Source organism: Vibrio sp. RE86, from assembly GCF_013114545.1.
GTDB lineage: Bacteria > Pseudomonadota > Gammaproteobacteria > Enterobacterales > Vibrionaceae > Vibrio.
This window is the reverse complement of record NZ_VTXI01000031.1, coordinates 1-26,682: the sequence shown is the minus strand read 5'-3', so window position 1 is coordinate 26,682 and position 26,682 is coordinate 1. Positions and strand designations below refer to the sequence as shown.

General features: G+C 45.0%; 26 protein-coding genes and 5 tRNA genes. 14 read left to right on the top strand and 17 right to left on the bottom strand.

Annotated features, from left to right (window positions below; genetic code table 11):
- Positions 1 to 18 precede the first annotated feature (18 nt).
- The 10 genes from F0231_RS19975 to lolB all read right to left on the bottom strand — a co-directional run bounded on the left by F0231_RS19975 (position 19) and on the right by lolB (position 5,432).
- Positions 19 to 103 (bottom strand) — tRNA-Leu (locus F0231_RS19975).
- 29 nt (positions 104 to 132) lie between these two features.
- Positions 133 to 217 (bottom strand) — tRNA-Leu (locus F0231_RS19970).
- 71 nt (positions 218 to 288) lie between these two features.
- Positions 289 to 365, bottom strand: a tRNA-Met gene (locus F0231_RS19965).
- Positions 366 to 503: 138 nt separating this feature from the next.
- Positions 504 to 588: transfer RNA gene (locus F0231_RS19960), tRNA-Leu, on the bottom strand.
- 37 nt (positions 589 to 625) lie between these two features.
- Positions 626 to 702, bottom strand: a tRNA-Met gene (locus F0231_RS19955).
- 270 nt (positions 703 to 972) lie between these two features.
- On the bottom strand, positions 973 to 2,064 hold the full coding sequence (gene ychF, locus F0231_RS19950; RefSeq protein WP_171761438.1) for a redox-regulated ATPase YchF: 1,092 nt from the start codon (positions 2,062 to 2,064) through the stop codon (positions 973 to 975).
- A gap of 10 nt (positions 2,065 to 2,074) precedes the next feature.
- Positions 2,075 to 2,665 carry an aminoacyl-tRNA hydrolase gene (pth, locus tag F0231_RS19945; protein WP_171761437.1) on the bottom strand — a complete coding sequence of 197 codons (591 nt, stop codon included), beginning with the start codon at positions 2,663 to 2,665 and terminating at the stop codon, positions 2,075 to 2,077.
- Positions 2,666 to 2,975: 310 nt separating this feature from the next.
- Entirely contained in the window at positions 2,976 to 3,920 is a 945-nt protein-coding gene (locus F0231_RS19940; RefSeq protein WP_171761436.1) for a ribose-phosphate diphosphokinase, read from the bottom strand.
- Positions 3,921 to 3,948: 28 nt separating this feature from the next.
- Complete coding sequence (gene ispE / locus F0231_RS19935; protein ID WP_171761435.1) at positions 3,949 to 4,836, bottom strand: 4-(cytidine 5'-diphospho)-2-C-methyl-D-erythritol kinase; 888 nt, start codon at positions 4,834 to 4,836, stop codon at positions 3,949 to 3,951.
- Complete coding sequence (gene lolB, locus F0231_RS19930) at positions 4,818 to 5,432, bottom strand: lipoprotein insertase outer membrane protein LolB (RefSeq protein WP_171761434.1); 615 nt, start codon at positions 5,430 to 5,432, stop codon at positions 4,818 to 4,820. Before lolB ends, ispE begins: the two co-directional genes overlap by 19 nt.
- Before the next feature lie 161 nt (positions 5,433 to 5,593).
- On the opposite strand from lolB, the gene hemA reads away from it, so the two are divergent.
- The 8 genes from hemA (at position 5,594) to ybaK (ending at position 13,677) form a co-directional block, all read left to right on the top strand.
- On the top strand, positions 5,594 to 6,850 hold the full coding sequence (hemA, locus tag F0231_RS19925) for a glutamyl-tRNA reductase (RefSeq protein ID WP_171761433.1): 1,257 nt from the start codon (positions 5,594 to 5,596) through the stop codon (positions 6,848 to 6,850).
- A gap of 47 nt (positions 6,851 to 6,897) precedes the next feature.
- Positions 6,898 to 7,986, top strand: coding sequence for a peptide chain release factor 1 (gene prfA / locus F0231_RS19920; RefSeq protein WP_171761432.1), 1,089 nt, complete (start codon positions 6,898 to 6,900; stop codon positions 7,984 to 7,986).
- Between the two features lie 4 nt (positions 7,987 to 7,990).
- Entirely contained in the window at positions 7,991 to 8,845 is an 855-nt protein-coding gene (gene prmC / locus F0231_RS19915) for a peptide chain release factor N(5)-glutamine methyltransferase (RefSeq protein ID WP_171761431.1), read from the top strand.
- 17 nt (positions 8,846 to 8,862) lie between these two features.
- Complete coding sequence (locus F0231_RS19910) at positions 8,863 to 9,246, top strand: SirB2 family protein (protein WP_171761430.1); 384 nt, start codon at positions 8,863 to 8,865, stop codon at positions 9,244 to 9,246.
- 45 nt (positions 9,247 to 9,291) lie between these two features.
- Positions 9,292 to 10,101 (top strand): SirB1 family protein, encoded by an 810-nt coding sequence (locus tag F0231_RS19905; protein WP_171761429.1) that lies wholly within the window; start codon positions 9,292 to 9,294, stop codon positions 10,099 to 10,101.
- Between the two features lie 44 nt (positions 10,102 to 10,145).
- The gene (gene kdsA, locus F0231_RS19900; RefSeq protein WP_171761428.1) at positions 10,146 to 10,997 is read left to right on the top strand and encodes a 3-deoxy-8-phosphooctulonate synthase; all 852 of its coding nucleotides are present in this window, start codon (positions 10,146 to 10,148) and stop codon (positions 10,995 to 10,997) included.
- Between the two features lie 459 nt (positions 10,998 to 11,456).
- Positions 11,457 to 13,118 (top strand): bifunctional UDP-sugar hydrolase/5'-nucleotidase UshA, encoded by a 1,662-nt coding sequence (ushA, locus tag F0231_RS19895; protein ID WP_171761427.1) that lies wholly within the window; start codon positions 11,457 to 11,459, stop codon positions 13,116 to 13,118.
- Positions 13,119 to 13,203: 85 nt separating this feature from the next.
- On the top strand, positions 13,204 to 13,677 hold the full coding sequence (gene ybaK / locus F0231_RS19890) for a Cys-tRNA(Pro) deacylase (RefSeq protein ID WP_171761426.1): 474 nt from the start codon (positions 13,204 to 13,206) through the stop codon (positions 13,675 to 13,677).
- A 149-nt stretch (positions 13,678 to 13,826) separates the two neighbouring features.
- Here ybaK and F0231_RS19885 read toward each other — a convergent pair whose 3' ends face one another.
- Entirely contained in the window at positions 13,827 to 15,071 is a 1,245-nt protein-coding gene (locus F0231_RS19885) for a uracil-xanthine permease family protein (protein WP_171761425.1), read from the bottom strand.
- 263 nt (positions 15,072 to 15,334) lie between these two features.
- Here F0231_RS19885 and F0231_RS19880 point away from each other — a divergent pair, with 263 nt between their 5' ends.
- Positions 15,335 to 16,651 (top strand): DUF2066 domain-containing protein, encoded by a 1,317-nt coding sequence (locus tag F0231_RS19880; protein ID WP_171761424.1) that lies wholly within the window; start codon positions 15,335 to 15,337, stop codon positions 16,649 to 16,651.
- Between the two features lie 129 nt (positions 16,652 to 16,780).
- Here the strand turns inward: F0231_RS19880 and F0231_RS19875 are convergent, their stop codons facing one another.
- Genes F0231_RS19875 through F0231_RS19860 form a run of 4 tightly spaced genes read right to left on the bottom strand, consistent with a single transcriptional unit; the run spans position 16,781 to position 19,590 of the window.
- Positions 16,781 to 17,206 carry a DUF2069 domain-containing protein gene (locus F0231_RS19875; protein WP_171761423.1) on the bottom strand — a complete coding sequence of 142 codons (426 nt, stop codon included), beginning with the start codon at positions 17,204 to 17,206 and terminating at the stop codon, positions 16,781 to 16,783.
- 1 nt (position 17,207) lies between these two features.
- On the bottom strand, positions 17,208 to 17,777 hold the full coding sequence (wrbA, locus tag F0231_RS19870; RefSeq protein WP_171761422.1) for an NAD(P)H:quinone oxidoreductase: 570 nt from the start codon (positions 17,775 to 17,777) through the stop codon (positions 17,208 to 17,210).
- Positions 17,774 to 18,118, bottom strand: coding sequence for an arsenate reductase (glutaredoxin) (gene arsC / locus F0231_RS19865; protein WP_171761421.1), 345 nt, complete (start codon positions 18,116 to 18,118; stop codon positions 17,774 to 17,776). The genes wrbA and arsC overlap by 4 nt, the downstream gene beginning before the upstream one ends.
- Before the next feature lie 17 nt (positions 18,119 to 18,135).
- Positions 18,136 to 19,590 (bottom strand): M48 family metallopeptidase, encoded by a 1,455-nt coding sequence (locus tag F0231_RS19860; protein ID WP_171761420.1) that lies wholly within the window; start codon positions 19,588 to 19,590, stop codon positions 18,136 to 18,138.
- A gap of 213 nt (positions 19,591 to 19,803) precedes the next feature.
- Between F0231_RS19860 and F0231_RS19855 the strand changes: the two genes are divergently transcribed.
- The 3 genes from F0231_RS19855 (at position 19,804) to F0231_RS19845 (ending at position 23,175) form a co-directional block, all read left to right on the top strand.
- On the top strand, positions 19,804 to 20,031 hold the full coding sequence (locus F0231_RS19855; protein WP_171761419.1) for a sulfurtransferase TusA family protein: 228 nt from the start codon (positions 19,804 to 19,806) through the stop codon (positions 20,029 to 20,031).
- The gene (locus F0231_RS19850) at positions 20,032 to 21,102 is read left to right on the top strand and encodes an AI-2E family transporter (protein WP_171761418.1); all 1,071 of its coding nucleotides are present in this window, start codon (positions 20,032 to 20,034) and stop codon (positions 21,100 to 21,102) included.
- Positions 21,103 to 21,303: 201 nt separating this feature from the next.
- Positions 21,304 to 23,175, top strand: coding sequence for a methyl-accepting chemotaxis protein (locus F0231_RS19845; RefSeq protein ID WP_171761417.1), 1,872 nt, complete (start codon positions 21,304 to 21,306; stop codon positions 23,173 to 23,175).
- A 72-nt stretch (positions 23,176 to 23,247) separates the two neighbouring features.
- Here F0231_RS19845 and bcp read toward each other — a convergent pair whose 3' ends face one another.
- Positions 23,248 to 23,718: a thioredoxin-dependent thiol peroxidase gene (gene bcp / locus F0231_RS19840; protein WP_171761416.1), complete on the bottom strand. Its 471-nt coding sequence runs from the start codon at positions 23,716 to 23,718 to the stop codon at positions 23,248 to 23,250.
- A 12-nt stretch (positions 23,719 to 23,730) separates the two neighbouring features.
- A complete protein-coding gene (locus tag F0231_RS19835; RefSeq protein ID WP_171761415.1) occupies positions 23,731 to 24,273 on the bottom strand; it encodes a glycine cleavage system protein R in 543 nt (180 codons plus the stop codon).
- 297 nt (positions 24,274 to 24,570) lie between these two features.
- On the opposite strand from F0231_RS19835, the gene dapA reads away from it, so the two are divergent.
- Complete coding sequence (gene dapA / locus F0231_RS19830; protein ID WP_171761414.1) at positions 24,571 to 25,449, top strand: 4-hydroxy-tetrahydrodipicolinate synthase; 879 nt, start codon at positions 24,571 to 24,573, stop codon at positions 25,447 to 25,449.
- Between the two features lie 57 nt (positions 25,450 to 25,506).
- On the top strand, positions 25,507 to 26,532 hold the full coding sequence (bamC, locus tag F0231_RS19825; RefSeq protein ID WP_171761413.1) for an outer membrane protein assembly factor BamC: 1,026 nt from the start codon (positions 25,507 to 25,509) through the stop codon (positions 26,530 to 26,532).
- Positions 26,533 to 26,682 lie beyond the last annotated feature (150 nt).

Below are 26,682 nucleotides of genomic sequence, written 5' to 3'. Positions count from 1 at the left end.
TAAAAGAGACTTAAATAATGGTGCGGAAGGAGAGACTTGAACTCTCACACCTTGCGGCGCCAGAACCTAAATCTGGTGCGTCTACCAATTCCGCCACTTCCGCAAATTACTTATATGTAGATTGAATCAAGATGGTGCGGAAGGAGAGACTTGAACTCTCACACCTTGCGGCGCCAGAACCTAAATCTGGTGCGTCTACCAATTCCGCCACTTCCGCGTCTTGAATCTACATAGCTACTAGTTAATTGGTAAAAACTAATAACTTTATGTCTGTATCCTAAAAAGGAATGGTGGCTACGACGGGATTCGAACCTGTGACCCCATCATTATGAGTGATGTGCTCTAACCAGCTGAGCTACGTAGCCACTCGTGAGCGAGACAATATAAACTGTTGCGCTCTTAGTGACAAGCCATTTTTCAATTAGGCTTAACACTATGAATAGTGGCAGGTCTACCTGGATTCGAACCAGGGAATGGCGGCATCAAAAGCCAGACTTAAATAATGGTGCGGAAGGAGAGACTTGAACTCTCACACCTTGCGGCGCCAGAACCTAAATCTGGTGCGTCTACCAATTCCGCCACTTCCGCATCAATTCCTAATTACTTTCGTAAAAGTATTTAGGAATGGTGGCTACGACGGGATTCGAACCTGTGACCCCATCATTATGAGTGATGTGCTCTAACCAGCTGAGCTACGTAGCCAATACCATATTGTTGTTCCTGACATGACGTTGCCGTCTTGTTGGGAACGGGGCGCATTATGCGGAGTTGAGATAAAACCGTCAATAGTTTTTTTGAATAAATCGAGATAAATGGACTGTTCGATTTCTTTTTAAACAAAGAGGCGTGTTAATGATCGAAAACTGATAACAAAATGATGCAACTCGTGGGAGTTAAGTGAAAAGTAAATCGAGGGATAACAAAAAGGCCAGCATGATTGCTGACCTTTAAAGTCAATGACTTGTATAGAAATTAAACGTTGAAGCGGAAGTGAACTACGTCGCCATCTTTTACGATGTAGTCTTTACCTTCTAAGCGCCATTTACCTGCGTCTTTCGCACCGCTTTCACCGTTGAACTGGATAAAGTCGTCGTAACCAACAACTTCAGCACGGATGAAGCCTTTCTCAAAGTCAGTGTGGATCTTACCCGCTGCTTGTGGCGCAGTTGCACCAACAGGGATAGTCCAAGCACGTACTTCTTTAACACCAGCAGTGAAATAAGTTTGCAGAGTAAGTAGTTCGTAACCAGAACGGATAACGCGGTTTAGACCTGGTTCTTCGATACCCATATCTGCTAGGAACTCTTCGCGATCTTCGTCTTCAAGTTCAGAAAGCTCTGACTCGATAGCCGCACATACAGCAACAACTACGTTGTTCTCTTTTTCTGCGTATTCACGAACTGCATCTAGGTACGGGTTATCTTCGAAACCGTCTTCGTTTACGTTCGCAATGTACATTGTTGGCTTTAGTGTAAGGAAGTTTAGGTAGCCAATTGCTGCCGCTTCTTCTTTTGAAAGCTCAACCGTACGCGCCATACCACCTTCAGTAAGAACTGGTAGTAGCTTTTCTAGAACAGTGATTTCGAACTTAGCGTCCTTGTCACCGCCTTTTGCTTTCTTAGCGTTACGTTGAATTGCACGCTCACAGCTGTCTAAGTCAGCTAGTGCAAGTTCAAGGTTGATCACTTCGATGTCTTCGATTGGTGATACTTTGCCAGAAACGTGAACGATGTTTTCGTTTTCAAAACAGCGAACTACGTGACCAATTGCGTCAGTTTCACGGATGTTTGCTAGGAATTTGTTACCCAGACCTTCACCTTTAGATGCACCAGCAACTAGGCCAGCGATATCAACGAATTCCATCGTTGTAGGAAGGATCTTCTGCGGATTAACAATTTTCGCTAATGCATCTAGACGTAGATCAGGTACTGGAACGATACCTGTGTTTGGTTCGATGGTACAAAACGGGAAGTTTGCTGCTTCGATACCTGCTTTAGTTAGTGCATTAAACAGAGTTGACTTACCAACGTTTGGTAGACCAACGATGCCACATTTAAAACCCATGATATAAACCTTATTCTGCTTTGAACGTATGTAAGCGATTTTGTGCTTTTGATAGGCCATCTTTTAATAAGATGTCTAGGCTGCGTACTGATTCATCGGCTGCCGCGTCAAGAAGCTCTTGCTCTTTTGCTGGAGCTTTGCCTAAAACAAAACCGGCTACTTTGTCTTTGTGCCCCGGATGGCCGATGCCAATTCGAAGACGATAAAAATCTTTGTTGTTTCCAAGTTTACTAATGGTATCGCGAAGGCCATTGTGACCACCGTGCCCACCACCTTTCTTAAATTTAGCAACACCCGGAGGTAGATCTAGCTCGTCGTGTGCAACCATGATCTCTTCAGGTTTGATCTGGTAAAACTTTGCCAGTGCAGCAATAGCTTTGCCTGAGAGGTTCATGAAAGTAGTGGGGATAAGTAAACGTAGATCCTGACCGTTGACCATGATGCGCCCTGTTAGACCAAAAAACTTTGCTTCGTTTTTTAGAGTGACGTTGTGAACGCGAGCGAGTTCTTCGACCACCCACGCACCTGCATTATGGCGAGTTCTAGCGTATTCTGGCCCTGGATTAGCGAGGCCGACAAGCAATTTAATTTGTTGACTCAAGGTTAGGATCTCTCTTGGAATCTCAAAAAGCGCAGTATGATAGCACACAAATCTCACATCGGGCGAGTGAGGATGAGTTATACCAATCGGGATAAATAGGTGATCAGATAATTGCACAGGAAAAATCGCTTAGAGCAAGGCATAGATTACCGTTAGCTAGCTGACCTACCTACAAAATCTATAACGATGCTATCAGCGATTTTAACCAGCAAGAATGACCAGATATTTATTCTGGTTGGTATTAAAAATAGTCCAAATAAAAAAACACCCCAAAAAGGGGTGTTTTTATAATTGATTTATCGCAGTTCGATTAGTTGAACATTGCTGAGATTGACTCTTCATTGCTGATACGACGAATCGCTTCAGCTAGCATGCGAGATAGGCTTAGACAAGTTACTTTACCTGTCGCTTCCATCTCTTTTGGTAGAGTGATTGAGTCAGTCACGATAACTTGGTCTAGTACTGAGTTACCGATGTTTTGAGCAGCGTTGCCTGAGAATACAGCGTGAGTTGCGTAAGCGAATACACGCTTAGCGCCGCGCTCTTTTAGCGCTTCAGCTGCTTTACATAGTGTGCCACCTGTGTCGATCATGTCATCAACGATCACACAGTCACGACCTTCAACATCACCGATTAGGTTCATTACTTCAGACACGTTAGCGCGTGGACGACGCTTATCAACGATAGCGATATCTACGTCACCTAGTGCTTTAGCCGTTGCACGAGCGCGTACAACACCACCTAGGTCAGGAGAAACAACAACAGGGTTCTCTAGGCCACGGTTTGCCATGTCTTCAAGAAGAACTGGAGTACCGAAGATATTATCAACTGGTACATCGAAGAAGCCTTGAATCTGTTCTGCGTGTAGGTCGATAGTTAGAACGCGGTCAACACCAACGTTAGAAAGGAAGTCAGCAACAACTTTTGCAGTGATTGGCACACGAGCAGAACGTACACGACGGTCTTGGCGAGCGTAACCAAAGTAAGGGATAACTGCTGTAATACGGCCCGCTGAAGCGCGGCGCATTGCGTCAATCATCACTACAAGTTCCATTAGGTTGTCGTTAGTTGGTGCACAAGTAGATTGAATGATGAAAACATCACTACCACGTACGTTTTCGTTGATTTGAACAGCGACTTCGCCATCAGAAAAACGAGAAACAGTAGCATCACCAAGAGAGATGTATAGACGATCAGCAATACGTTGGGCTAGTTCAGGTGTAGCGTTACCAGCAAATAGCTTCATATCAGGCACGGTGGAAACCTCAGGGTTGCGTCCAGTTTTAAATAGATTGTATGTGGGCTAAGCGATACTTAGCCAGTCTCTCGTGCAAAGGCGATATATTTTTGCCTTTAGCAACAAAAGCAGAGACTGTGTCAGGCAGTTCAGCTAGCGTTGATTCGGCGTTACTTTTGCTCGAAAATTCAGCAAAAACGCACGATCCAGTGCCAGTCAATCGCGACGGCGCGTATTGTAGCAGCCATGAAAGTTGGTTATCAACCTCTTGGTACAGCATTCGAACAATTTTTTCGCAATCGTTTCCGTAATCACTGTCAAGAAGCGTTGCCAGTGAACGTTTTGGCGTATTTCGCGTCAGATCTGGGTGGGTGAATATGTCTACAGTTGCAATCGAAACGTTAGGGCGAACCACTAGGTACCATTTTTCTTCAGGTTCGGCTTTGGTTAGCTCTTCACCGACGCCTTGTGCAAACGCAGCAAAACCGCGCGTGAAAACTGGAACATCGGCACCAAGCTTTAGACCTATCTCAGCAAGAACATAGTCCGATAATTGAGTTTGCCAAAGATGGTTTAATGCGACGAGTGCAGTAGCAGCGTTAGAAGAGCCTCCGCCAATACCACCACCCATAGGCAATACTTTGTTTAATTCAATATGAGCGCCAAAGGTACAACCGCTTATTTCTTGCAGTGCTTTCGCCGCCTTCCAAATCAGGTTTTGAGTTAAAGGCAGGCCTGGGATCTCAGGGGATAGAGTGATTTCACCAGTGTCGTTTGCCGTGATCGTTAAATCGTCCCCGTGATCTAAGAACTGAAATAAAGTCTGCAATTCATGATAGCCGTTGTCACGACGACCAGTGATGTAAAGAAAAAGATTTAACTTTGCCGGAGATGGCCAGGTTGTGGTTTCAGAGATCATTCGTTGAATTTCCACGTTGAGATAACAATATTGATAGAGATGTCCCCTTGCGTCAGCTTAATCTTTTTCGGAAGTGGGAGGGTACTACCTAGGTATTGGACATCTTGATAGCTGAGGTAGTCGAGCTTCCAAGTATGCGCTCCGACTTGTTTGGTTAATGACGCGAGGGTATTAGTCTGGTTTAGTTGGTAGGCATCCGCTTGAGTTGGTCTACCAAGCATCCAGTCATTGAGCTGCTTGACGGGGATATTTAATCCAGTCAGGCGTTGTATTAAAACTTCAGGGGTTGGAGCGGTATACGTTTCGCCGTCATAGGTTTCTACACTTGCCTCATTTGGCGATGACGTCAAATTAAGCGCAGTTTGGCCTAAAAAGGTTGTCAGTCTGACTTGAGTACTGTCAGGGGCGTTGCTCCATTGAAAGTTCAAGGACTGTCTTTGCTCTGGAGAAATATAGCCTAATTTTCCTGACGCACGATATTGAGTGACTTGCGCTAAACGTTGCTGGTGACTTTGCCACTCAACATCGGTGGTGCTTTCAATTGTGGCACAGCCATGTAAGAACAGCGAAGTGAAAAGGATGAGAGATAAGGAACGAAAAAGTCGCATCATTGCTGATATTTTATCCAGTTTTGCCCTAGGTATATCTTCACTATATCATTGAAATCACGAACTCTAGAAAACATATCGGGATTCCCCTTTCAATAAACGGGGTCATCAAGTAAAATTCCGTCCTTATTTGTCCATTATATGAATCAGAGAATCATCGATACATGTCTTTGCTTGCTATAGGTATCAACCATAATACGGCCTCAGTCGAACTGCGTGAAAAAGTCGCATTTGGTCCGGATAAGTTGCCTGAAGCACTAAAACAGCTAGGTCAAAACTCTCTGGTCAACGGCAGTGTCGTTGTTTCAACGTGTAATCGTACTGAAATTTACTGTGATGTAAAAAGTGGCAGTAAAACGAAGGTGATCGATTGGTTGTCCCAATTCCATCAGGTTAGTCCTGAAGATCTTAAACCCAGTCTTTATGTTCATGAAGAGCAGGCGGCCATTCGTCACCTGATGCGGGTTTCGTGTGGATTGGACTCTTTAGTGTTGGGTGAACCTCAGATATTAGGGCAGGTAAAACAAGCCTACACTGACTCGCGAGAGTTAAAGGCCGTTGATTCCTCAATGGAAAAGCTGTTCCAAAAAGCCTTTTCCGTCGCTAAGCGAGTCCGTACAGAAACAGACATTGGTGGTAATGCCGTCTCTGTCGCGTATGCGGCATGTACGTTAGCCAAACACATTTTCGAATCGTTAGAGAAATCTACGGTGTTGTTAGTGGGCGCGGGTGAAACCATCGAACTGGTGGCTAAGCACCTCGCTGGTAATGGTTGCACTAATATGATTGTGGCTAACCGTACTAAAGAGCGGGCTTTACCTCTTGCGGAACAATTTGGCGCCGAGATCATTGGTTTGCCAGATATCCCTGAGCATTTACCTCGAGCTGATATCGTCATTAGTTCGACAGCAAGCCCATTACCGATTATCGGGAAAGGGATGGTCGAAACTGCCCTAAAGCAGCGTCGTTTCCAGCCAATATTATTAGTTGATATTGCTGTTCCACGCGACATTGAATCGCAGGTCGGCGAGCTTAACGATGCTTACCTCTATACCGTCGATGATTTGCAGTCGATTGTTGATAGCAACATAGAACAACGTAAGATTGAAGCGATTCAAGCAGAAGCCATTGTCAGCGAAGAGAGTGCTGCATTTATGTCTTGGATGCGTTCATTACAAGCCGTAGACAGCATTCGAGAATATCGTCAGTCTGCCAATGAAATTCGCGAAGAGCTTCTGAATAAAAGTTTACAGTCCCTTGCAGCAGGTGCTGATGCCGAGAAAGTCTTGTTAGAGTTGAGCAATAAGCTAACTAACAAGCTCATCCATGCGCCAACTCGTGCACTACAAAGTGCTGCAGAGAAAGGTGAGCCAACTAAGCTTGCCACCCTAAGACAAAGTTTAGGTCTGGAAAACTCTTAGCCAATAAGAGTGACAGATTTCATTAGACCCCTGAGTTAAAGAAAACTATGAAAGCCTCTATTTTAATTAAGCTAGAAACCCTAGTTGAGCGTTACGAAGAAGTTCAACATCTACTTGGCGATCCAGACGTAATCGGTGACCAAGACAAATTCCGCGCGCTATCGAAAGAGTACTCTCAGCTTGAAGAAGTGACTAAGTGTTTCCAAGCGTATCAGCAAGCTCAGGAAGATCTTATTGCCGCTGAAGAGATGGCAAAAGAAGATGATGAAGAGATGCGCGAAATGGCGCAAGAAGAGATCAAAGAATCCAAAGAGACTATCGAGCGTTTAACTGACGAGCTTCAGATCCTCCTTCTTCCTAAAGATCCAAATGACGACCGTAACTGTTTCTTAGAAATTCGTGCAGGAGCTGGTGGTGATGAGGCTGGCATCTTTGCTGGTGACCTATTCCGCATGTACAGCAAGTTTGCAGAGAAGAAAGGCTGGCGTGTTGAAGTCATGTCTTCAAATGAATCAGAGCACGGCGGTTACAAAGAGATGATCGCTAAAGTGTCTGGTGACGGTGCATACGGCGTACTTAAGTTTGAGTCAGGCGGTCACCGTGTTCAACGTGTACCGGCAACTGAATCTCAAGGCCGTGTTCATACATCAGCATGTACGGTTGCTGTAATGGCGGAAATCCCAGAAGCGGAAATCCCTGAAATCAAAGCAGCAGATCTGAAAATCGATACTTTCCGTGCATCGGGCGCGGGTGGTCAGCACGTTAACACCACGGATTCTGCAATCCGTATTACTCACTTGCCAACAGGTACAGTTGTTGAGTGTCAGGACGAACGTTCTCAGCATAAGAACAAAGCGAAAGCGATGGCCGTTCTTGCTGCACGTATCATTCAGGCTGAAGAAGCGAAGCGCGCAGCTGAAGAGTCTGACACACGTCGTAACCTACTAGGCTCTGGTGACCGTAGCGACCGAATTCGTACTTACAACTACCCACAAGGTCGTGTCTCTGATCACCGTATCAACCTAACCATCTACCGTCTAAACGAAGTGATGGAAGGTGATGTATCAAGCTTGGTTGATCCTGTTATCCAAGAACACCAAGCTGATCAGTTAGCGGCACTCGCAGAGAACAACTAATCTAATGTCGGCTGAAAACAGTGTTGAATACACACTAAAGAAAGCTGTGCAGCGACTTCAAGAGAGCGGCAGCGATTCGCCCTCTCTTGATGCTGCGGTACTTCTTTGCCATGCGCTCGATAAGCCTCGTTCTTTCTTGCTAACGTGGCCTGACAAAATACTCGAAACTGACCAATTGTTGGCTTTTAGCAGCCTACTTGAAAGACGCATCACCGGTGAGCCTGTCGCTTATATCGTGGGCGAACGTGAGTTTTGGTCTCTACCACTTAAAGTCTCTCCAACGACATTAATCCCAAGGCCCGATACTGAACGCTTGGTTGAAATTGCTTTAGATAAAGCGTCAGAAAATCAGGGTGATATATTGGATCTTGGTACTGGGACTGGTGCGATCGCGTTGGCATTGGCTTCAGAGTTACCTCATCGAAATGTCACTGGTATCGATCTTAAAGAAGATGCCCAGCAATTGGCGCAATCTAATGCTGATTCATTGAACATTCGAAACGCGCGCTTTTTAGCGGGAAGTTGGTTCTCTCCGTTAGAGGACGGTACAGAGTTTGCTTTAATCGTCTCTAATCCGCCATATATTGAGAAAGAAGATCCACATTTAGCCCAAGGTGATGTGCGATTTGAACCACTTAGTGCATTGGTTGCAGAAGAGAAAGGTCTTGCCGATATTCGACATATCGCAACTCATGCCCGTGACTACCTTATTGATCAAGGTTGGCTGATGTTTGAGCATGGCTTTGAGCAAGGTGCGCCAGTGAGAGAATTATTAGAGTCGCTTGGTTATAGCCAAGTGGCAACCTACAAGGATTATGGTGACAACGACCGAGTAACCATTGGTCAGTTTCATCAGTAAAGTAAGAGAGAATATTGATGTACGAAGGTTTAAAGCATTTCCACCTACTGACCATTGCCGTTAGCGCTACGCTTCTGTCTGTGCGTTTTGCAATGATGATGGCGAATTCGAACCTATTGGAGAAAAAGTTCTTCAAAGTATTCCCGCATATAAATGATACCTGTTTACTGCTTTCAGGTGTGGGCTTGATCTTTATCACTGGTTTTATTCCATTTACACCTGCTGCACCTTGGTTAACTGAAAAGCTGACATGCGTGCTGGCCTACATCGCTCTTGGTTTCTTTGCTCTAAAACTGGGTAAAAACAAGCTGCTAAGAACCTTCTCGTTCTTCGGCGCATTAGGATGGCTTGCGATGGCAGGTAAAGTTGCCGTCACCAAAGCGCCAGTATTGTTTGGATAATAGGCGAGCTTTTAGGTTTGAATAGACGGAGTAACCATAGCCATTATGCTTGAGTTATTTGATGAAGACTTTGATGCAATGGAGCTGGTTGAAGGCGCATTGGCATTAAACAAAGCGATCAACCCTAAAACGGAAGTTAGATGGGCAGAGCTAGAGCTAAATCGCTTAGTAGAAGAAGCTGAGCTGGTTCTGGCACACGAGATAAACGAACAGCAACGTTTCGAATCACTGCTGAGAATGTTCTACCATGAGTGGGGCTTCCAAGGAGATCGAGAGAGTTATTTCCAATCTGAAAATGGTTTTGTCGATAAAGTTTTGCAAAAGCGCAAAGGGATCCCAGTGAGCTTGGGCGCCATCTTACTTTATATTGCACGTAAACTTGGTTTCCCTGTGGTAAGTGTGATTTTCCCAACTCAATTTTTACTCAAGATCGAGTGGTACAACGAGAAACCACTTTACCTCAACCCATTCAACGGTGAATACGTTTCAGAGCATACATTAAGTGCTTGGTTGATTGGTCATAAAGGGCCATTAGCGACATTGAAGTCAGAGCACCTTGAAACGACGGATAATCCAACCGTCATTGGTCGCTGGTTGGCTCTGCTGAAAAGTGCTCTATTAAGAGAAGAGCGCTATACTTTGGCACTAAAGTGCACAGACTTAGCGTTGACGTTCGTGCCTGATGACCCGTATGAAATTCGTGACCGTGGGTTTATCTATCAGCAGCTCGATTGTCATCAAATTGCATTGACTGACTATCAATTTTTTATTGATCAATGCCCCGATGATCCAGCGGCAGAGTTACTCAAGAATCAAGTGACCGCCATGAGTGAAACTCAGGTGACCTTACATTAAGTCCAGCGGAGTCCGTTGGCATTTCAAAGAATAGAGAGAATAAAATGGAACAGAAAATTGTCCACGTTGGTGACATTCCAGTAGCGAACGACAAGCCATTTACACTGTTTGCAGGCATGAACGTTTTAGAGTCTCGTGATCTAGCGATGCAAATCTGTGAACACTACGTAAAAGTGACTGAAAAACTGGGTATCCCATACGTATTCAAGGCGTCATTTGATAAAGCGAACCGTAGCTCAGTGCACTCTTACCGTGGCCCAGGTCTTGAAGAAGGTATGAAAATCTTCCAAGAGCTGAAAGATACATTTGGTGTAAAGATCATCACAGACGTTCACACTGAAGCGCAAGCACAGCCAGTAGCGGATGTGGTTGACGTAATCCAGCTTCCTGCGTTCCTAGCGCGTCAAACTGACCTTGTTGAAGCGATGGCGAAAACAGGTGCTGTAATCAACGTGAAAAAACCTCAGTTCATGAGCCCAGGTCAGGTGGGGAACATCGTTGACAAGTTTGCAGAATGTGGCAACGAAAACATCATTCTATGTGAGCGTGGCTCATGCCTTGGCTACGACAATCTTGTTGTAGACATGCTTGGCTTCGGTGTAATGAAGAAAGCGTCAAATGGTAGCCCAATCATCTTTGATGTAACGCACTCACTGCAAATGCGTGATCCTTCAGGTGCTGCATCAGGTGGCCGTCGCGAGCAAACGGTTGAACTGGCGAAAGCAGGCCTAGCAACAGGCATTGCGGGTCTATTTATCGAAGCGCACCCAAATCCAGACCAAGCGAAATGTGATGGCCCTTCAGCGCTACCTCTAGACAAACTAGAGCCATTCCTAGCGCAAATGAAAGCCCTAGACGATTTAATCAAAGGTTTTGACCACATCGATATTAAGTAACGACTAAGTGTTGTCAAAAAGCCGACGTTATGTCGGCTTTTTTGTGTCTAAAATCAGTAAAACTTGTCGATGAAATTATCTTTTATTCAGCAAATTTTACTAGTTTTGAAATGTTATATCATAACAATAAGGTGCTGATATCTAATCATTAATTCTTTAAGATTCCCAAATGTGTTGAATGCTTAACCAAGCTCACAAACCGCTGATAATCTGATACAAACGTTTGCCTGTGATCATTTATGAAATCAAGTGTAATTTTGACGGTTTGTTACACATTCGATAGCGCTTTAGGGTGATCTATCCGACATAAATATGAAATCTCCATGTCAGGTAGGTTTCGTTAATTTAAACTAGTTCAAGTTTTACTGCTCTTTGAGCGCGCTTTTATCGCGCTTGTCTATTCAAAGAGAGCAGCATAAAAAGCAGTGGTAACCCCCAAAAAGTTCAAAAGGTATGACAATGAAGCAAGGCCTGATCGTAAAAAGCGCAATTAGCGCAGCAATTTTGGCTACTCTAGCGGGTTGTGCAACAGCACCTCAACATGAGTGGGAAGCAGACAAGACTTACAAGCTGACAGTTCTTCACACTAATGACCACCACGGTCGTTTTTGGCAGAACAAATACGGCGAGTACGGCATGGCTGCACGTAAAACGCTAATTGACGAACTACGCGCTGAAATCGAAGCTGAAGGTGGTAGCTCACTACTACTGTCTGGTGGTGATATCAACACAGGTGTGCCTGAGTCAGATCTTCAAGATGCTGAGCCAGATTTTAAAGGTATGAGCAAGATTGGTTACGATGCAATGGCACTTGGTAACCACGAGTTTGATAACCCTCTAGAAGTTCTAATGAAACAGAAAGAGTGGGCAAACTTCCCTATGCTATCGGCAAACATTTACGACAAAAAGACTGGCGAGCGTATGTTCCAGGCTTACGAAATGTTTGACCTACAAGGCATCAAAGTTGCTGTTATCGGTCTAACAACAGAAGATACACAAAAAATCGGTAACCCAGAGTTTATCGGTGGTATCGACTTCCGTGATCCTAAAGAAGAAGCGAAGCAACTGATTGCTGAACTAGAGAAAACGGAAAAACCAGACCTTATTTTTGCTGTAACGCACATGGGTCACTACGAAAACGGCCAACGTGGTGTAAACGCTCCGGGTGATGTTGCTCTTGCACGTTACCTAGATGAAGGCTCTCTAGATATGATCGTAGGTGGTCACTCACAAGAACCTGTATGTATGGAAGCGCCAAACGTTGTTAAGAAGAACTTCAAGCCTTCTGATGAGTGTAAGCCAGACGAGCAAAACGGTACCTACATCGTTCAGGCGCATGAGTGGGGTAAATACGTAGGTCGTGCTGATTACGAATTCCGTAACGGCGAACTAGAAATGGTTAGCTACGATCTGATCCCAGTGAACCTGAAGAAGAAAGTGAAGATCGACGGTAAGAAACAGCGTGTTCTTATTGAAGATGAAATCAAGCAAGACGAAGAGCTACTTGAATTCTTACGTCCATACCAAGAGCAGGGCAAAGCGCAGCTAGATGTTAAGATTGCAGAGACAAATGGCAAGCTAGAGGGCGATCGTAACGTTGTTCGTTTCCAGCAGACTAACCTAGGTCGCCTAATTGCAACCGCTCACATGGAGCGTGCAAAAGCTGACTTTGCGGTAATGAACTCTGGTGGTGTTCGTGATTCAATCGCTGCAGGTGACGTGACATACAAAGACGTACTTACGGTTCAGCCATTCGCGAACATCCTGACGTACACAGACATGTCAGGCAAAGAAGTACTCGATTACCTAAACGTAGTCGCAACTAAGCCGGTTGACTCTGGTGCTTACGCGCAGTTTGCTGGTATCTCTATGACAGTTGCTAACGGTGAAGTTTCAAATGTCTTCATCGGTGGTCAACAGCTACGTCTAGACGAGACTTACCGCTTTACAGTACCAAGCTTCAACGCAGCGGGCGGTGATGGTTACCCTAAACTATCAGGTCACCCAGGCTTCGTTAACACAGGCTTTGTTGACGCAGAAGTACTTAAAGAGTTCCTAGAGCAAAACAGCCCAATTGATGTGAACAAGTTCGCTCCATCAGGCGAGATGGTTTACAAGTAAGTTGACTCTTAGTCGTAAGTCTTATTAAGCTAAAAAGCGCCGCTCACACGAGCGGCGCTTTTTTATTGATATTACAGGAGGGAGCATGACTCCTGCTATTAACCTCGCTAAGAAGAAAAAAGTCCTGCATACGATTCACCAATATGAGCATGATCCAAGGGCTGCAAGCTATGGATTAGAGGCAGTAGAAGCGTTAGGGCAAAACCCCAACCAAGTATTCAAAACGTTACTTTTTTGTCTCAACGGGGAGCCCAAGAACCTCGCAGTTGCGGTTATTCCAGTTGATCAAAAGTTGAACCTTAAGCAAGCGGCTAAGGTTGCTAAAGCTAAAAAAGCGGATATGGCAGATCCTGAAATTGCGCAAAAGACGACAGGGTACGTCGTGGGCGGAATTAGTCCCTTGGGTCAAAAGAAAGCGCTACCAACGTTTATTCATCAGAGCGCAACAGAGCAAGAGACTATCTGTGTGAGTGCAGGTAAGCGAGGTCTGGAGATAGAGCTAGCACCTAAAGATTTGGCGTCTTTAACTCGTGGCCAGTTTGCGGAGCTATGTCTTTAACCCTCTTTGTCATTCCATAGAGTGACGAAGGAACGAGTAGGGAATCTGTTATAGATTTTCACTTATTCATGGAATGACGGTTACAGTGCTGAAAATAAAAAGGGTTGGCACTAAATACCAACCCTCTACAATCTTCCCATATCTGGAATTTACTTGGTCTCTTCTTCCATCTGAGCATTATCCACGACATGGTTTTCACCAAGATCTTTTGGCAGGATAAGGTTCAGGGCAATAGCCACGATACCACAAAGGCTAACACCTTGAAGGCTGAACTCGCCAATGCCAAACGCCATACCACCAATACCAAATACCAAAGTAATTGCTACGATCACAAGGTTACGAGATTTGTGCAGATCGACATTGTTTTTGATCAGTGTATTTAGGCCAACTGTTGCGATAGAGCCAAAAAGAAGAATCATGATACCGCCCATCACAGGCATTGGAATCGTTTGTAGCACCGCCCCTAATTTACCAACTAGTGCTAAAACAATCGCAGTCACAGCGGCATACGTCATGATGACTGGGTTAAACGCTTTTGTCAGCATAACGGCGCCTGTTACTTCAGAGTAGGTCGTATTTGGCGGTGCACCGACCAGAGAAGCTGCGATGGTTGCCACCCCGTCACCGGTAATTGTGCGGTGAAGACCTGGCTTTTTAATGTAGTTTTTACCTGTCACGTTTGAGATTGCAAGCATGTCACCTACGTGTTCAACTGCTGGTGCAATTGCTACTGGAATCATAAATAGAATCGCGTTGATGTTGAATTCAGGCGCGGTGAAGTTTGGTAAAGCAAACCAAGATGCTTGCTGAACAGGGGTAAAATCAACAATGCCATAGCCGAGGCTGAGCGCATAGCCCACCACGATACCACCAAGAATTGGCGTCAGCTTTAAGAATCCTTTGGCAAAGACACTCAAAATGATGGTCGTCAGTAATGATGCAACGGAAATGACCAAAGAGGCATCCGCATCAATCACTTGAGCGCCATCCACTTTACCAAGAGCCATGCTCACTGCAACTGGCGCAAGACCAAGGCCAATCACCATAATCACAGGGCCGACAACAACAGGTGGAAGCAAACGGTGAATGATTTCGACACCACGCACTTTGATGACTGCGCCCATTGCTACGTATACACAACCCGCTGCCATCAAACCGCCCATGGTTGCAGGAATGCCCCAAGTTTGTACGCCGTATAAAATGGGTGCAATAAAAGCGAACGACGATGCTAGGAAAATAGGGACACTTCGGCGAGTAACCAGTTGGAACAGTAGGGTGCCGACACCTGCACCGAACAATGCAACGCTTGGATCGAGCCCGGTAAGAAGTGGCACTAGGACCAATGCTCCGAATGCGACAAATAGCATTTGTGCACCTTGAATGGCATTTTTCATATAGTTATTCCTTTGGGTGGAGATAACTGAGTGAATTATTGATAACTACTCAGTAAAAATAAAATTCGCGGGATTTTATCACTCGGCCAAACGTTTGCAATTCGAACTGGATCAAATATTTAATGATTAACCCATTGGCGAGTGAAATAGTTACCGATGCTGAAGTTAGATTTTTGACAGGGGTGTAGACCTTTAGTTGCTCCCTAGCCGATAGTTGCTTATCATCAAGCTTTATCGTGTAAGAAATTGATCTTAGGAAGAGTATGCGCCATTTAGCTTTGTTGGTATTAGGGCTGGTTACATTACCTGCTATGGCACTGACCAATGTAGATTTGTATCGAACAGAAATCGTTTTAGACCAAACGGTTGAGAAAGCGGACGCTCAAGCTCGAGTTGAAGGCATGAAAGAAGTGATTGTTCGCGCTTCTGGTGACCAAAGTGCTGTATCGAACGAAGTAGTACAAAAAGCACTGAAACAGAACTCTCAGTACTTAACTGAGATCAGTTATGGTCAGGTTGGTGGTGAGCAGACGCTACGTATGGGCTTTAGTGCGCCGCATATTCGTTCTCTTTTAAGCCAAGCTCAGCTTCCTGTATGGCCATCTTCGCGTCAAAACCTATTAGTTTGGCTGGTGGAAGAGAGCTCTGCTGATCGCAACATCGTATGGGAACACTCTTCTTCAGTTGTGTTGGATAGCCTAAAAGCGCAAGCGGTCAAACGTGGCTTACCTCTGACGGTTCCTGTCGGTGACTTCGATGACATTACGGGTGTAGCGGTGTCTGACTTATGGGGTGGATTTATTCAACCAGTCGGTCAAGCAAGCCAACGTTACCCTGTTGATGCCGTATTGGTGGTGAAAGCGCAAAACAACTCTGTTCGTTGGAGCCTCTATGATCAACGACCAAACACCATTGGTATTACTCGCCAAGCGCCACTATCAGGTTCAAATAACGGTAGCGATGCAGCTGTGAAAATGATTAACCAGATCAGTGATTATTACGCTAAGAAGAGCGCAGTAATCGTGGCTAGCGAGTCTTCAGAAGCCGTGAAAGTACGCTTTACTGAGTTAAACGATGCGGTGAGCTTCTTCACTTTGGAGAACAACCTTAAAAAGCTAAGTTCTGTTGCTGCAGTGGATATCCTGAAAATCCAAAGTAATGAAGTGACCTTTAATGTTCATCTGCTTTCTTCTCAACAAGAGTTTGAGCAAGAGGTGCGCCGAGTCGGACCCATTGAGCAACTAGAGAGCATCACTGAATCACAACCTCTACTTGTTTCTCCAGAGCCTGGGCTGCCTGTAGACGGACAGTCGAGTGAGTCTGTGAATGAACAATCTGAGCTTGTTTCACCGTCTACGGACGCAAGTACAGGTGAAGTTTCTGAAGCCGAACCAACGGAGACGAAACAACCAGAGTTGTCTCCATCAGAGATGATTTTAGTGTTTGAATGGCAAGGTAAGCCTTACGTCGCTCCTGTAATTGAAGAAGCGGTTGTTGAAGAGACACCTGCCGTTGAAGGTAGCACTGAGGTCGATGTTCAATCAGGCGATGTCGAAGTTCAAGACACAGAAACGCTATAAACTACATAGATTGCAGCTAGCTAGTTGACCTACCTACAAAATCTATAACGAAGCTATTAGCGATTTTAGCAAGCAAGAATGACCAGATATTTATTTAGGTTGGTATTAGTTGTTTATTCAAAAGAAAAACTATTCAGACTCAAAACGTGCTTTCTCTTCTTTCTCTACTTTAGACAGCCTTTTCAGTTTCATGCCTAACTCTTGTCCGCGTGCTCGCGTATAGAGAATATTGCCGAAAAATGCGATGGTGGTTAGCGCAAGCTCGACAACCGCAAGCCAACGTTCTCCGTCATCGATATACAAGATCGTGAAGCCATGCAGGAAGTAGAGCATCAGAACGAAATTCGCCCAAGCATGAGTGTATGGCTTTCCAACCAAAATCCCGGGCAGTGGCAATAAGAGTGGGACCATCCATGCAATGGCCAGCGTTGTCCCGCTAATATGAGGGTGCGGAGAAAGTGACAGTTGCCATAATGCTACCCATGCCAGCAGGGCTAAGTTGCCAAACAGCGCAAGAAAACGAAACAGCTTGGTTCTTGGTTGCATGTCTTGCATTCTATTGTTCCTTCAGTTTTAAGGCCGTACTTGCCAAGCGTTTACCAAGCGCTTGTGCAAGTTCAATTTCTTCTTCGGATAGCGTATGTCCGTGACCACTCACTGAGCTTGCGCCGTAAGGTGTACCACCGGATTGGGTTGAGTGCAGTTTAGGTTCAGAGTAAGGAATCCCTAAAATCATCATGCCATGGTGCAATAGTGGCAGCATCATAGTCTGGATTGTGCTCTCTTGTCCGCCATGCATACTCGATGAAGAAGAAAACAGACATGCAGGTTTATCAATCAAATCACCTGACAACCAAATCGAAGTCGTCTGATCCCAGAAGTGTTTAAGCGGAGCGGCCATATTGCCAAACCAAACAGGACTTCCCATCGCTAAGCCATCGCACTGCTTTAGCTCACTGATTGAGATAATGGGGTCGTCTGCTTGGCTTTCTGACTCGATCTCATTGACGGTGCGCAAAACCGCTTCGCAGTGTGGGATTGACTCCACACCGCGAGCAATCTGTCTAGCCAATGCACGAGTGGAACCGTGGCGACTGTAGTAAAGGACGACAATCTTACAACTCATAAGATCTCTAGAACTTGCTCCGGTGGACGACCGTGTTTCGCTTTACCATTTGCAACTACGATTGGGCGCTCGATCAGCTTTGGATTTTCTGCCATTGCCTTAAATAGAGTTTCGTCGTCAGCATCTTTAAGCTCAAGTTCTTTGTAGATGTCTTCTTTCGTACGCATCATCTTACGTACTTCAGTGATCTCAAGTTGTGACATAAGTGTTTTTAGTTCATCAATACTCGGTGTGTTTTCCAAGTATTTGATGATTTCAGGCTGAACACCGTTTTCTTCCAAAAGAGCAAGAGTTTGGCGGCTTTTTGAGCATCGTGGGTTGTGGTAAATCACGACTGACATAGAGTTTTCTCCATTTATTATTGTAAGGCTAAGAAGCGATCACGTTGAACCATAAGCTGGTCGATTCGCGCATCGTATCTTGCTTGCTTCAAACTGCCTAACTCAGCGAGTTGGCTGGCTTGTGTATAGTATTGAATGGCTTTGTTCCAATTTGCTTTCAGCGCGAGTACTTCTGCACGAGCGGCAAGATCTTCATCACTCGCACCAAGGTGAATACTGGCCTCTGATAATAGGTGCCAGCCATTCATATCATTAGGGTTATCGTGTGTGTATCGTTGTAATACTTTCACCGCTTCTTTGTTTTTGTCCTGTTTAATCAGTACGTTCGCATAGTTAATAGTGATCACGGCGTTGTTTGGTGCTGATTTCAGTGCCTTTTCAAGTAGTGTAATCGCTTTCTCTGGTTGCTTTTGGGCGATATAGAGATCGGACATCGCATCAATATAGAAACGGTTATCAGGATCTTGTTGAGTGAGCTTGTTTAATATCTCGGCGGCTTCATCGAGCTGATTATTATCGAGGTGGACAAGGGCTCGTCCATACTCAAAAGCGACTTTAATGCCAGGGGAGGCTTTCTTCTGAGTACGAGTAAACCAATCTTCGGCAGCTTTGGCATCGATGCCCGTATAGCGAGCGACAATTCTAGCGCGAGCAAGATGGTAATTTAATGAAGGATCGACACGTCGCGCAGGGTAATTTTGGGCACGAGCTCGGCTGTCGGTAATACGATCTTCAGGCAGTGGGTGAGTCAGTAACATCGGCGGTGGCTTACTTGCGTAGCGGTATTCATCGGCAAGGCGGCCAAAGAATCGTGGCATTGCGTTCACATCAAACCCAGCTTTAGAAAGTGTACTAATACCAAATCGGTCAGCTTCTTTCTCGTTACTGCGCGTGTAGTTAATTCGTCCTTGCATGCTGCCGGCTGTTGTGGCCGTAATCGCAGCCATCCCCGCTTCAGGAGACGCAATAGCTAACAAGAGCGCGCCAGCTAAAGCGGCCATCGTTGCTGGTGAACGTCTCGCTTGCTCTTCCATACTTCGAGCTAGGTGACGTTGAGTGACGTGAGCAATTTCGTGTGCGACAACAGAAGCCAACTCACTTTCACTTTGGGCGTGCAAAAATAGCCCCGAGTGGAGTGCAACATAGCCACCAAAAAACGCGAAAGCGTTGATGTTTCGGTCGCGAATCATGAAAAACGTAAACGGTGTTTTTACATCTGAAGCATTGGCAACCAGTCTGTGTCCTAGACTGTCAATGTATTCGTTAAGAACCGGATCATTGACGATAGGCTGACTGGCGCGAAGCATACGCATATACGCGTCACCATATTGGATCTCTTGGTCGATGGTCAGTGTGCTACTTGCTGTAGTACCGATGTCAGGTAAGTCTATATTGTTTGCTAGGGCAGGCGTAGGAGCCGTTAATGCCGCTGCTACACAAAGACACACTAATGAACGTGTACGTTTAAACATAAATGACAGGTGTTACTCCATTGATTTTAAACCTTTGGCTAATCATACCAAGGTTGCTTTACGCTTTGGACAGCGCAGAGTTCAGATGGTTTCCACTACCACCTTTTATTGCACAAGAGTCAGAGTAGTGACTTAGCACTGACTATTTCCCCTGACGCATGCAAAAAAACACTATACAATATCTACCCGTTATAATATGCATCGGGCGAGAGAATGGAACCGAATATTTTGGATTTACGCCAAGAGCGATGCCCAATGGCGCTGTTACTTGCTAAGCGTCACACTAAAGGGCTTGTTGTCGGAGAGCAACTCCAAATTTTAGTTTCTGACTCCAACTCTATGAGTGATATAACTCGATTCCTCCACAAGCACCAATTTGGTCTAACTTGTGAAGAGATGGATAGCTATTATTGTATGCAAGTGACTAAGGAATCTTGTTGAATGTTTGAAATGGTGAGTCGTTGGTATAAACGACGTTTTTCTGATCCACATGCGGTCAGCCTTGTAGCAATACTTCTATTTGGCTTCATCACAATCTACTTTTTTGGTGATCTGATTGCCCCATTGCTGGTGGCGATTGTATTAGCGTATCTTCTAGAGTGGCCAGTTGTTCAGTTATCTCGTTTCGGTATCCCCAGAACGTTTGCCGTGATTTTGGTTATCTTAGGTTTTATCGGTTTGATGATGGTTGCCGTGTTTGGCTTAGTTCCGACCATTTGGCAGCAGGTGGGTAACCTTATCAATGATATCCCGACCATGTACGTTGGTTTGCAAGGATTCATTTCTGAGTTACCTCATCGCTTCCCAGAACTTGATAATTTACAAATTGTTGAGTCTTTGGCAACTAACGCAAAAAATCAGGTGATAGGAATGGGCGAAACAGTCGTAAAAGGCTCGTTAGCGTCCTTAGTTAGCCTAGCGACACTGGGTGTATATTTGATTCTGGTTCCGCTGTTGGTTTTCTTCCTATTGAAAGATAAAGAAGAGATGATCTCGATGGCGAGTGGCATACTCCCACGCAATCGCCGTTTAGCAACCAAAGTATGGCATGAGATGAATGAACAGATCTCAAACTATATACGCGGTAAGGTGATGGAAATTTTGATTGTAGGTACGGTGAGTTACATTACGTTCGCTGTTCTCGATCTGCGCTACGCCGTGTTACTTGCAGTCGCTGTCGGTTTCTCGGTATTGATTCCTTACATTGGTGCAGCAGCAGTAACGGTACCTGTTGCGATCGTTGGCTTGTTCCAATGGGGTCTCACCCCTCAGTTCTATTGGTTACTTGTTGCTTATGGCATCATCCAAGCTCTAGATGGTAACGTACTGGTTCCAGTTTTGTTCTCTGAAGCGGTCAACCTTCACCCTGTTGCTATCATTGTTGCTGTGTTGGTTTTTGGTGGTCTTTGGGGGTTTTGGGGCGTGTTCTTTGCGATTCCATTAGCTACATTGGTAAAAGCCGTTTGGAATGCATTGCCAAGTCATGATGATGAGCCTATTTCCTCGCCCTAAAAGCGTATAAAACCATATGCATTCTACAAACCCTGAGATCTCATCTCGGGGTTTTTTATAGATGTTAATTGGCATTTTGTCCTATTTAGTAATTTACTTATGTCACAGAATGTAAGAAATTATTTAAGTAAACGTTAGTGAAGACGATACATAACTATAACGATAAGAACATTCGCACATTTTGCAGCATCGAGGGATCATATGAGATTTAGTCAAAAAATAGTCGCGGCCTCTTCAGGTCTACTATTTGTCACAGTCGCTCTTTTATCTATTCAGCAGTTGAGCACTGTTAAACAAGAAGTGGAAGCATTGGTTGATACCAGCTTAACGGAAATGGTCACTGGGGTTAAAAACACCGTTGTGTCAGAGATGGAAGCCAAAAAAGCGCTTGCACAATCTACGACTGAAATTCTCCAACTTGATCCAAATAACCGAGAGTGGGTTCAAGAAGTATTAGAATTGCCAAAACTGAAGTCGTCTTTCCTTGCTATCGGCTTTGGTTACGAAAGTGATGGCTTCGTAGTAGAAAACGATGACGGTTGGGAAGCAGGCGCTGACTATGATCCGCGCGTGCGTCCTTGGTATCAAGATGCGAAAAGCCAAGGTCGTCTTGTCGTAACGGATCCTTATGTCGATGTCTCCTCGAAGAACGTTATTATTTCGATTGGTACCCCGATCAAGCAGGGTGGCTCAATGGTTGCCGGCATGTTCTACGATATGGAACTGACGGGTCTTGCTGATCTTGTAAACCAAGCCAACTTACTCGACGCAGGTTACCTGTTTATCGTCACTGCTGATGGCAACACGATTGCTCACCCAAATTCGCAAAACAATGGGCAAAACCTGTCAACATACTTACCAAATGTTACCGTCCAAGAAGGCAGTCAGTCATTTGAAATGGATGGAACGTCATTCCTTGTTCGTATGACCAAAGTACCGTCAGAAAACTGGTATGTGGGTGCGATCGTTGACGAGAGTATCGCTTTTTCTGCGATTACCTCAATGCGTAATAGCTCAATTATCTATGTGATTATCGGTGTCGTATTAAGTATTGTCGTGCTTAGCTTCTTAATTAAAGCGTTAATGCGTCCACTGCGTGACCTGAATGATGCAATCCAAGATGTGGCTTCTGGTCAAGGTGATCTCACCAAACGTCTAGATACCAATACAGACAAAGAGTTCGCTGAACTGGCTGAAGGCTTTAACACCTTCACGCAGACTCTACAAACTCAAATCCAGCAATCGAAAGCAATTGGTGCTGAGATTCTTCGAGGTACGGAGATGACCGTTGTAGGCGCAGAGCACTCTGCTGCAGCAATGCGTAGTCAGCTTGAAGAATTAGAACAGCTTGCAACGGCGATGAACGAGATGGCGGTAACGGCTACAGAGGTAGCTAACAACGCGCAAGGTGCAGCGGCAGCAGCGAAAGAAGCCGACGATGCAACTCAAGATGGCTCATCAGTGGTGAGTGACACCACGGTTTCAATCGATACCCTGTCTGCACGTATTGACCAAGCAGTTGAAGAAGTTCAAGGGTTAGAGTCAGCAACGGCAAACATCGAAACTATCTTGAAGGTAATCAATGATATTGCAGACCAAACCAACTTGCTTGCGCTTAACGCAGCGATTGAGGCGGCTCGTGCTGGGGAATCAGGTCGAGGCTTTGCCGTTGTTGCTGATGAAGTAAGAACCCTTGCTCAACGTACTCAAGAGTCGACGACTGAGATTCGTAACATGATTGAGCAATTGCAAGCTGGGGCAAGCTCAGTGTCTGCAGCAATGAATGAGAGTAAAAACACAGCGGTCGATGCAGTTGATAAAGCGCAAGCGGCTGATGGGGCACTCCAGCGTATTCGTGAAGCAATTCAACGTATTAGCGATATGAACATGCAGATTGCGTCTGCGGCGGAAGAGCAAAGCTTGGTTGCAGAAGAGATCAACAGCAACACAGTGAAGATCAAAGACCTATCAACTCAGGTTGCTGACTCAGCGGAAGAAGCCAATATGGCGATGCAAGTTCAGACCGAGAACGTACGTGAACAAGATGCGATCTTGAATAAGTTCATTGTTTAAAACAACATAACAACAAAAACGCCAGCGAAGTCGCTGGCGTTTTTTTATCTTCAGAATTACTTATCTTCAGAGCTATTTATTTTCGTTCAAGTAATCAAGAACTACTTCGTGGTGAGTTTTAGTCTTGAACTTGTTGAATACATGCTCAATGACGCCTTCTTCGTTAATTAGGAAGCTAATACGGTGTAGGCCATCGTAAACCTTGCCCATGAACTTCTTTTCGCCCCAAACACCAAACTGTTCTGCTACGGCATGGTCTTCATCAGATAGAAGGGTGAAGTTAAGCTCATCACGCTCAATAAATTTGCCTAGACGTTTCACAGGGTCAATGCTCACGCCTAGTACGGCAACGTTGTGCGCATCCAATTCCGCTTTTACGTCACGTAATCCTTGAGCTTGAACGGTACAACCCGGAGTCATTGCTTTAGGGTAGAAATAGAAAAGTACCTTTTGTCCTTTGAAGTCGCCTAGAGAGACGGTCTCGCCATTTTGGTCAAGCAGAGAAAACGCTGGAGCAGGTGCACCGGCTGTTAACGTGTTCATGAGGATTCCTTTTTATTGACTGTTTTTAATAAAATTCAGAGAGCCTTGTACTGAAAGGCTGTGACACAAAGTGTCGAATTCTTCTTGAAGCTGCATTAGGTTGCACTCAGAGTCTACTGTCGCAGTGATAGCAATATGGAATTGATTGCTCTCTGAGTGGATTTTCTCTTTATCGATGGTCTGTGCGCTTAGCGATGACAAACCGATGTTCTTCTCAGCAAAGAAGTTAGTGAACTTTTGAGTAAGTCCTGGCTTATCATCCGACTCAACAAAGACTTCAAGCGTGTACGTGTTGTCTAAATAAGCGTGAGTAGATGTACGCTTCATGATGGTGATCAGATCATGCTCTTGGCCAAGCAGTGGCAGGGTAGTTTCAACGCGCGTTACCGCCGCGTTATTTCCCGAAAGTAACATGATGAGCGTGAATTCGTTACCAAAGAGTGCAATTCGACTGTCAACAATGTTGCATCCCGACTGAGTGACTAAATGTACAACTTCGTTGCACACCCCAGGGCGATCTGTCCCTACCGCAGTAATCACTAAATGTTGAGTCATAGCTTCACTTATCAATATTTCGATTATTAATGAGATAGCTTAGCACATTCGGTTAGGAGAAAAATGGCCTGTAAACGCTTTTCTTATGTGTGTCGAATGTAATTTAGCCAGCTGTGATTGAGGCAAAACTTTCTTTACCGAGAACTGACATTACAGTGAATGAATGAGTTAACTTGCCAAACATCTAACATCTGATAAATATTCATTCATTTAGGTGATTTAAGCGGGACGAAGCGCTTGTCTTTATCAATCGCCTTACAGTACCATGCGATTAGTATCTAAATTAGGGAGAAAGACATGTTTTCAGGAAGTATTGTAGCGTTAATTACACCGTTTAATAATGATGGCGAAGTAGATTACGTAAGCCTGAAAAAGCTGGTGGAGTATCATGTAGCAGCCGGCAGTGATGGTATTGTTGCAGTAGGTACGACTGGTGAGTCAGCGACGCTAACTATTGAAGAGCATGTCAAGGTTGTTACAAAGACGGTTGAGTTCGCAGAAGGTCGTATTCCTGTTATTGCAGGTACAGGCGCAAATGCAACTCACGAGTCAGTGACATTTAGCCGACTATTGAACAACTCAGGCATTGCTGGTTGTCTAAGTGTAACGCCTTACTACAACAAGCCAACTCAAGAAGGTTTGTTCCAGCACTACAAAGCGATCGCTGAAGAAAGCGATGTACCTCAAATTCTTTACAATGTCCCTGGCCGTACTGCCGTTGACCTGCTGCCAGAAACAGTGGCGCGTCTTGCTGAGATCGAAAGTATTGTTGCACTGAAAGATGCGACAGGAGATTTAGGTCGAATTGCAATTCACCGTGAACTTTGTGGCGAAGATTTTATCTTACTAAGTGGTGATGACTCTACAGGCCTAGATTTTGTTAAAATGGGTGGCCAAGGGGTTATCTCTGTAACAAACAATATTGCAGCGGAAGACATGGCGAAAATGTTCCGTTTAGCGAAAGAAGGTAAGTTTGAAGAAGCTGAAATTATCAACCAGCGTCTAATGCCTCTACATAAAAACTTGTTTGTTGAATCAAGTCCGATCCCAGTTAAATGGGCTGCACATAAAATGGGCCTGATTGAAGAAGGTGGTTTACGTCTACCACTGACCGAGCTTTCTGAAAATGCGCGCCCGATTGTGGCTCAAGCAATGACAGAAGCTTGTATTTACTAAATTTGAAGATGGAATGCCGGAGTGGTTAGCTCCGGCGTATATGTATCAGGAGTTTCAATGAAATTGTCACACCAGCTAGTCGTCAGTTCACTAGCTGTTTTTGTTTTAAGTGCTTGTTCTGGTAGCGCAACGCAGCGTCGTCAGGCGAAAGATGATTTTGAATATCTTAATACGCCGCAACTGCAAGAGTGGACGCTTGCTGATGGAGCAACCCCAGAGTTCTACCAAAACTATAACATCCCGCAAGGTGAGTTTAGCGGTGGTATCGGTCGTGAAGTGGATATTCGTCCACCACAGCAGGTGCTAGAGCTTATCCCAGGTGCGCGTGCGGAGCGTCAGCAAGGCGAAACGACACTGTGGCTGCTGCGCGAGGATGAAGTAGATAAAGTGTGGCAAACTGCTGAGAAGATGCTTTCTGAGCGCAATATTGCTATTCGTGAACAGACAGCAACACGCATTGAAACCGATTGGGTCACTTGGACCTCAGAAGATGAAGATGTTGAGATTGGTGCTCGTTACGAGATCCAACGTGTTGCGGCTGGTGGTCGTTACGGGTTCCGAATTTCTCTGATTGATTGGCGTGAAGCAGGCAAAGAGATGCCAGTAACTGCGACCAATAAAGAGCGCTACAACGCATTGATGACGAACTTGGTTACTGCACGTTATGACTTAGACCTACGTGAAGAAGCGGCTCGTAAAGCTGAAGAGTTAGTTAAAAAGATCCCAATCACAATGGGTTCTGACCGTAGTGGCTTCCCTGTTATCATTGCACGTACTCCATACAATGTATTGTGGCAACGTTTGCCTCAGCTGTTGCCTGAAATGGGCTTTACGCTTGAAGAGCGCAATCAGTCTCAAGGTACTGTGAAAGCGAAATATGCGTCGCCTGATGATGAGTTCTGGAACGACATTGGCGTGAAACCAATTGGTTTAAGTTCAGGTACTTACACCTTCCTATTTGGTGACCTTGGTAACCGTACATCGATTAACGTAACCGACTCTGCAGGTAAACCAGTTGAAGAGCAGTTACTTGAAGATATGGTTCCTGTGTTTGCGGCGATTGTAGATAAGAAAGCCAAATAGCATCACGTTTATATCGATAGAAATAAAAAAAGCTGACACTTGGGTGTCTAATGCCGATCAGTTAAGGGTTAAATGATCGGTTGAACGATCCTTCCAAGGTGTCAAAATCCGAGTGTATTCCATGCACTCGGATTTTTTATGTTTCTAAGA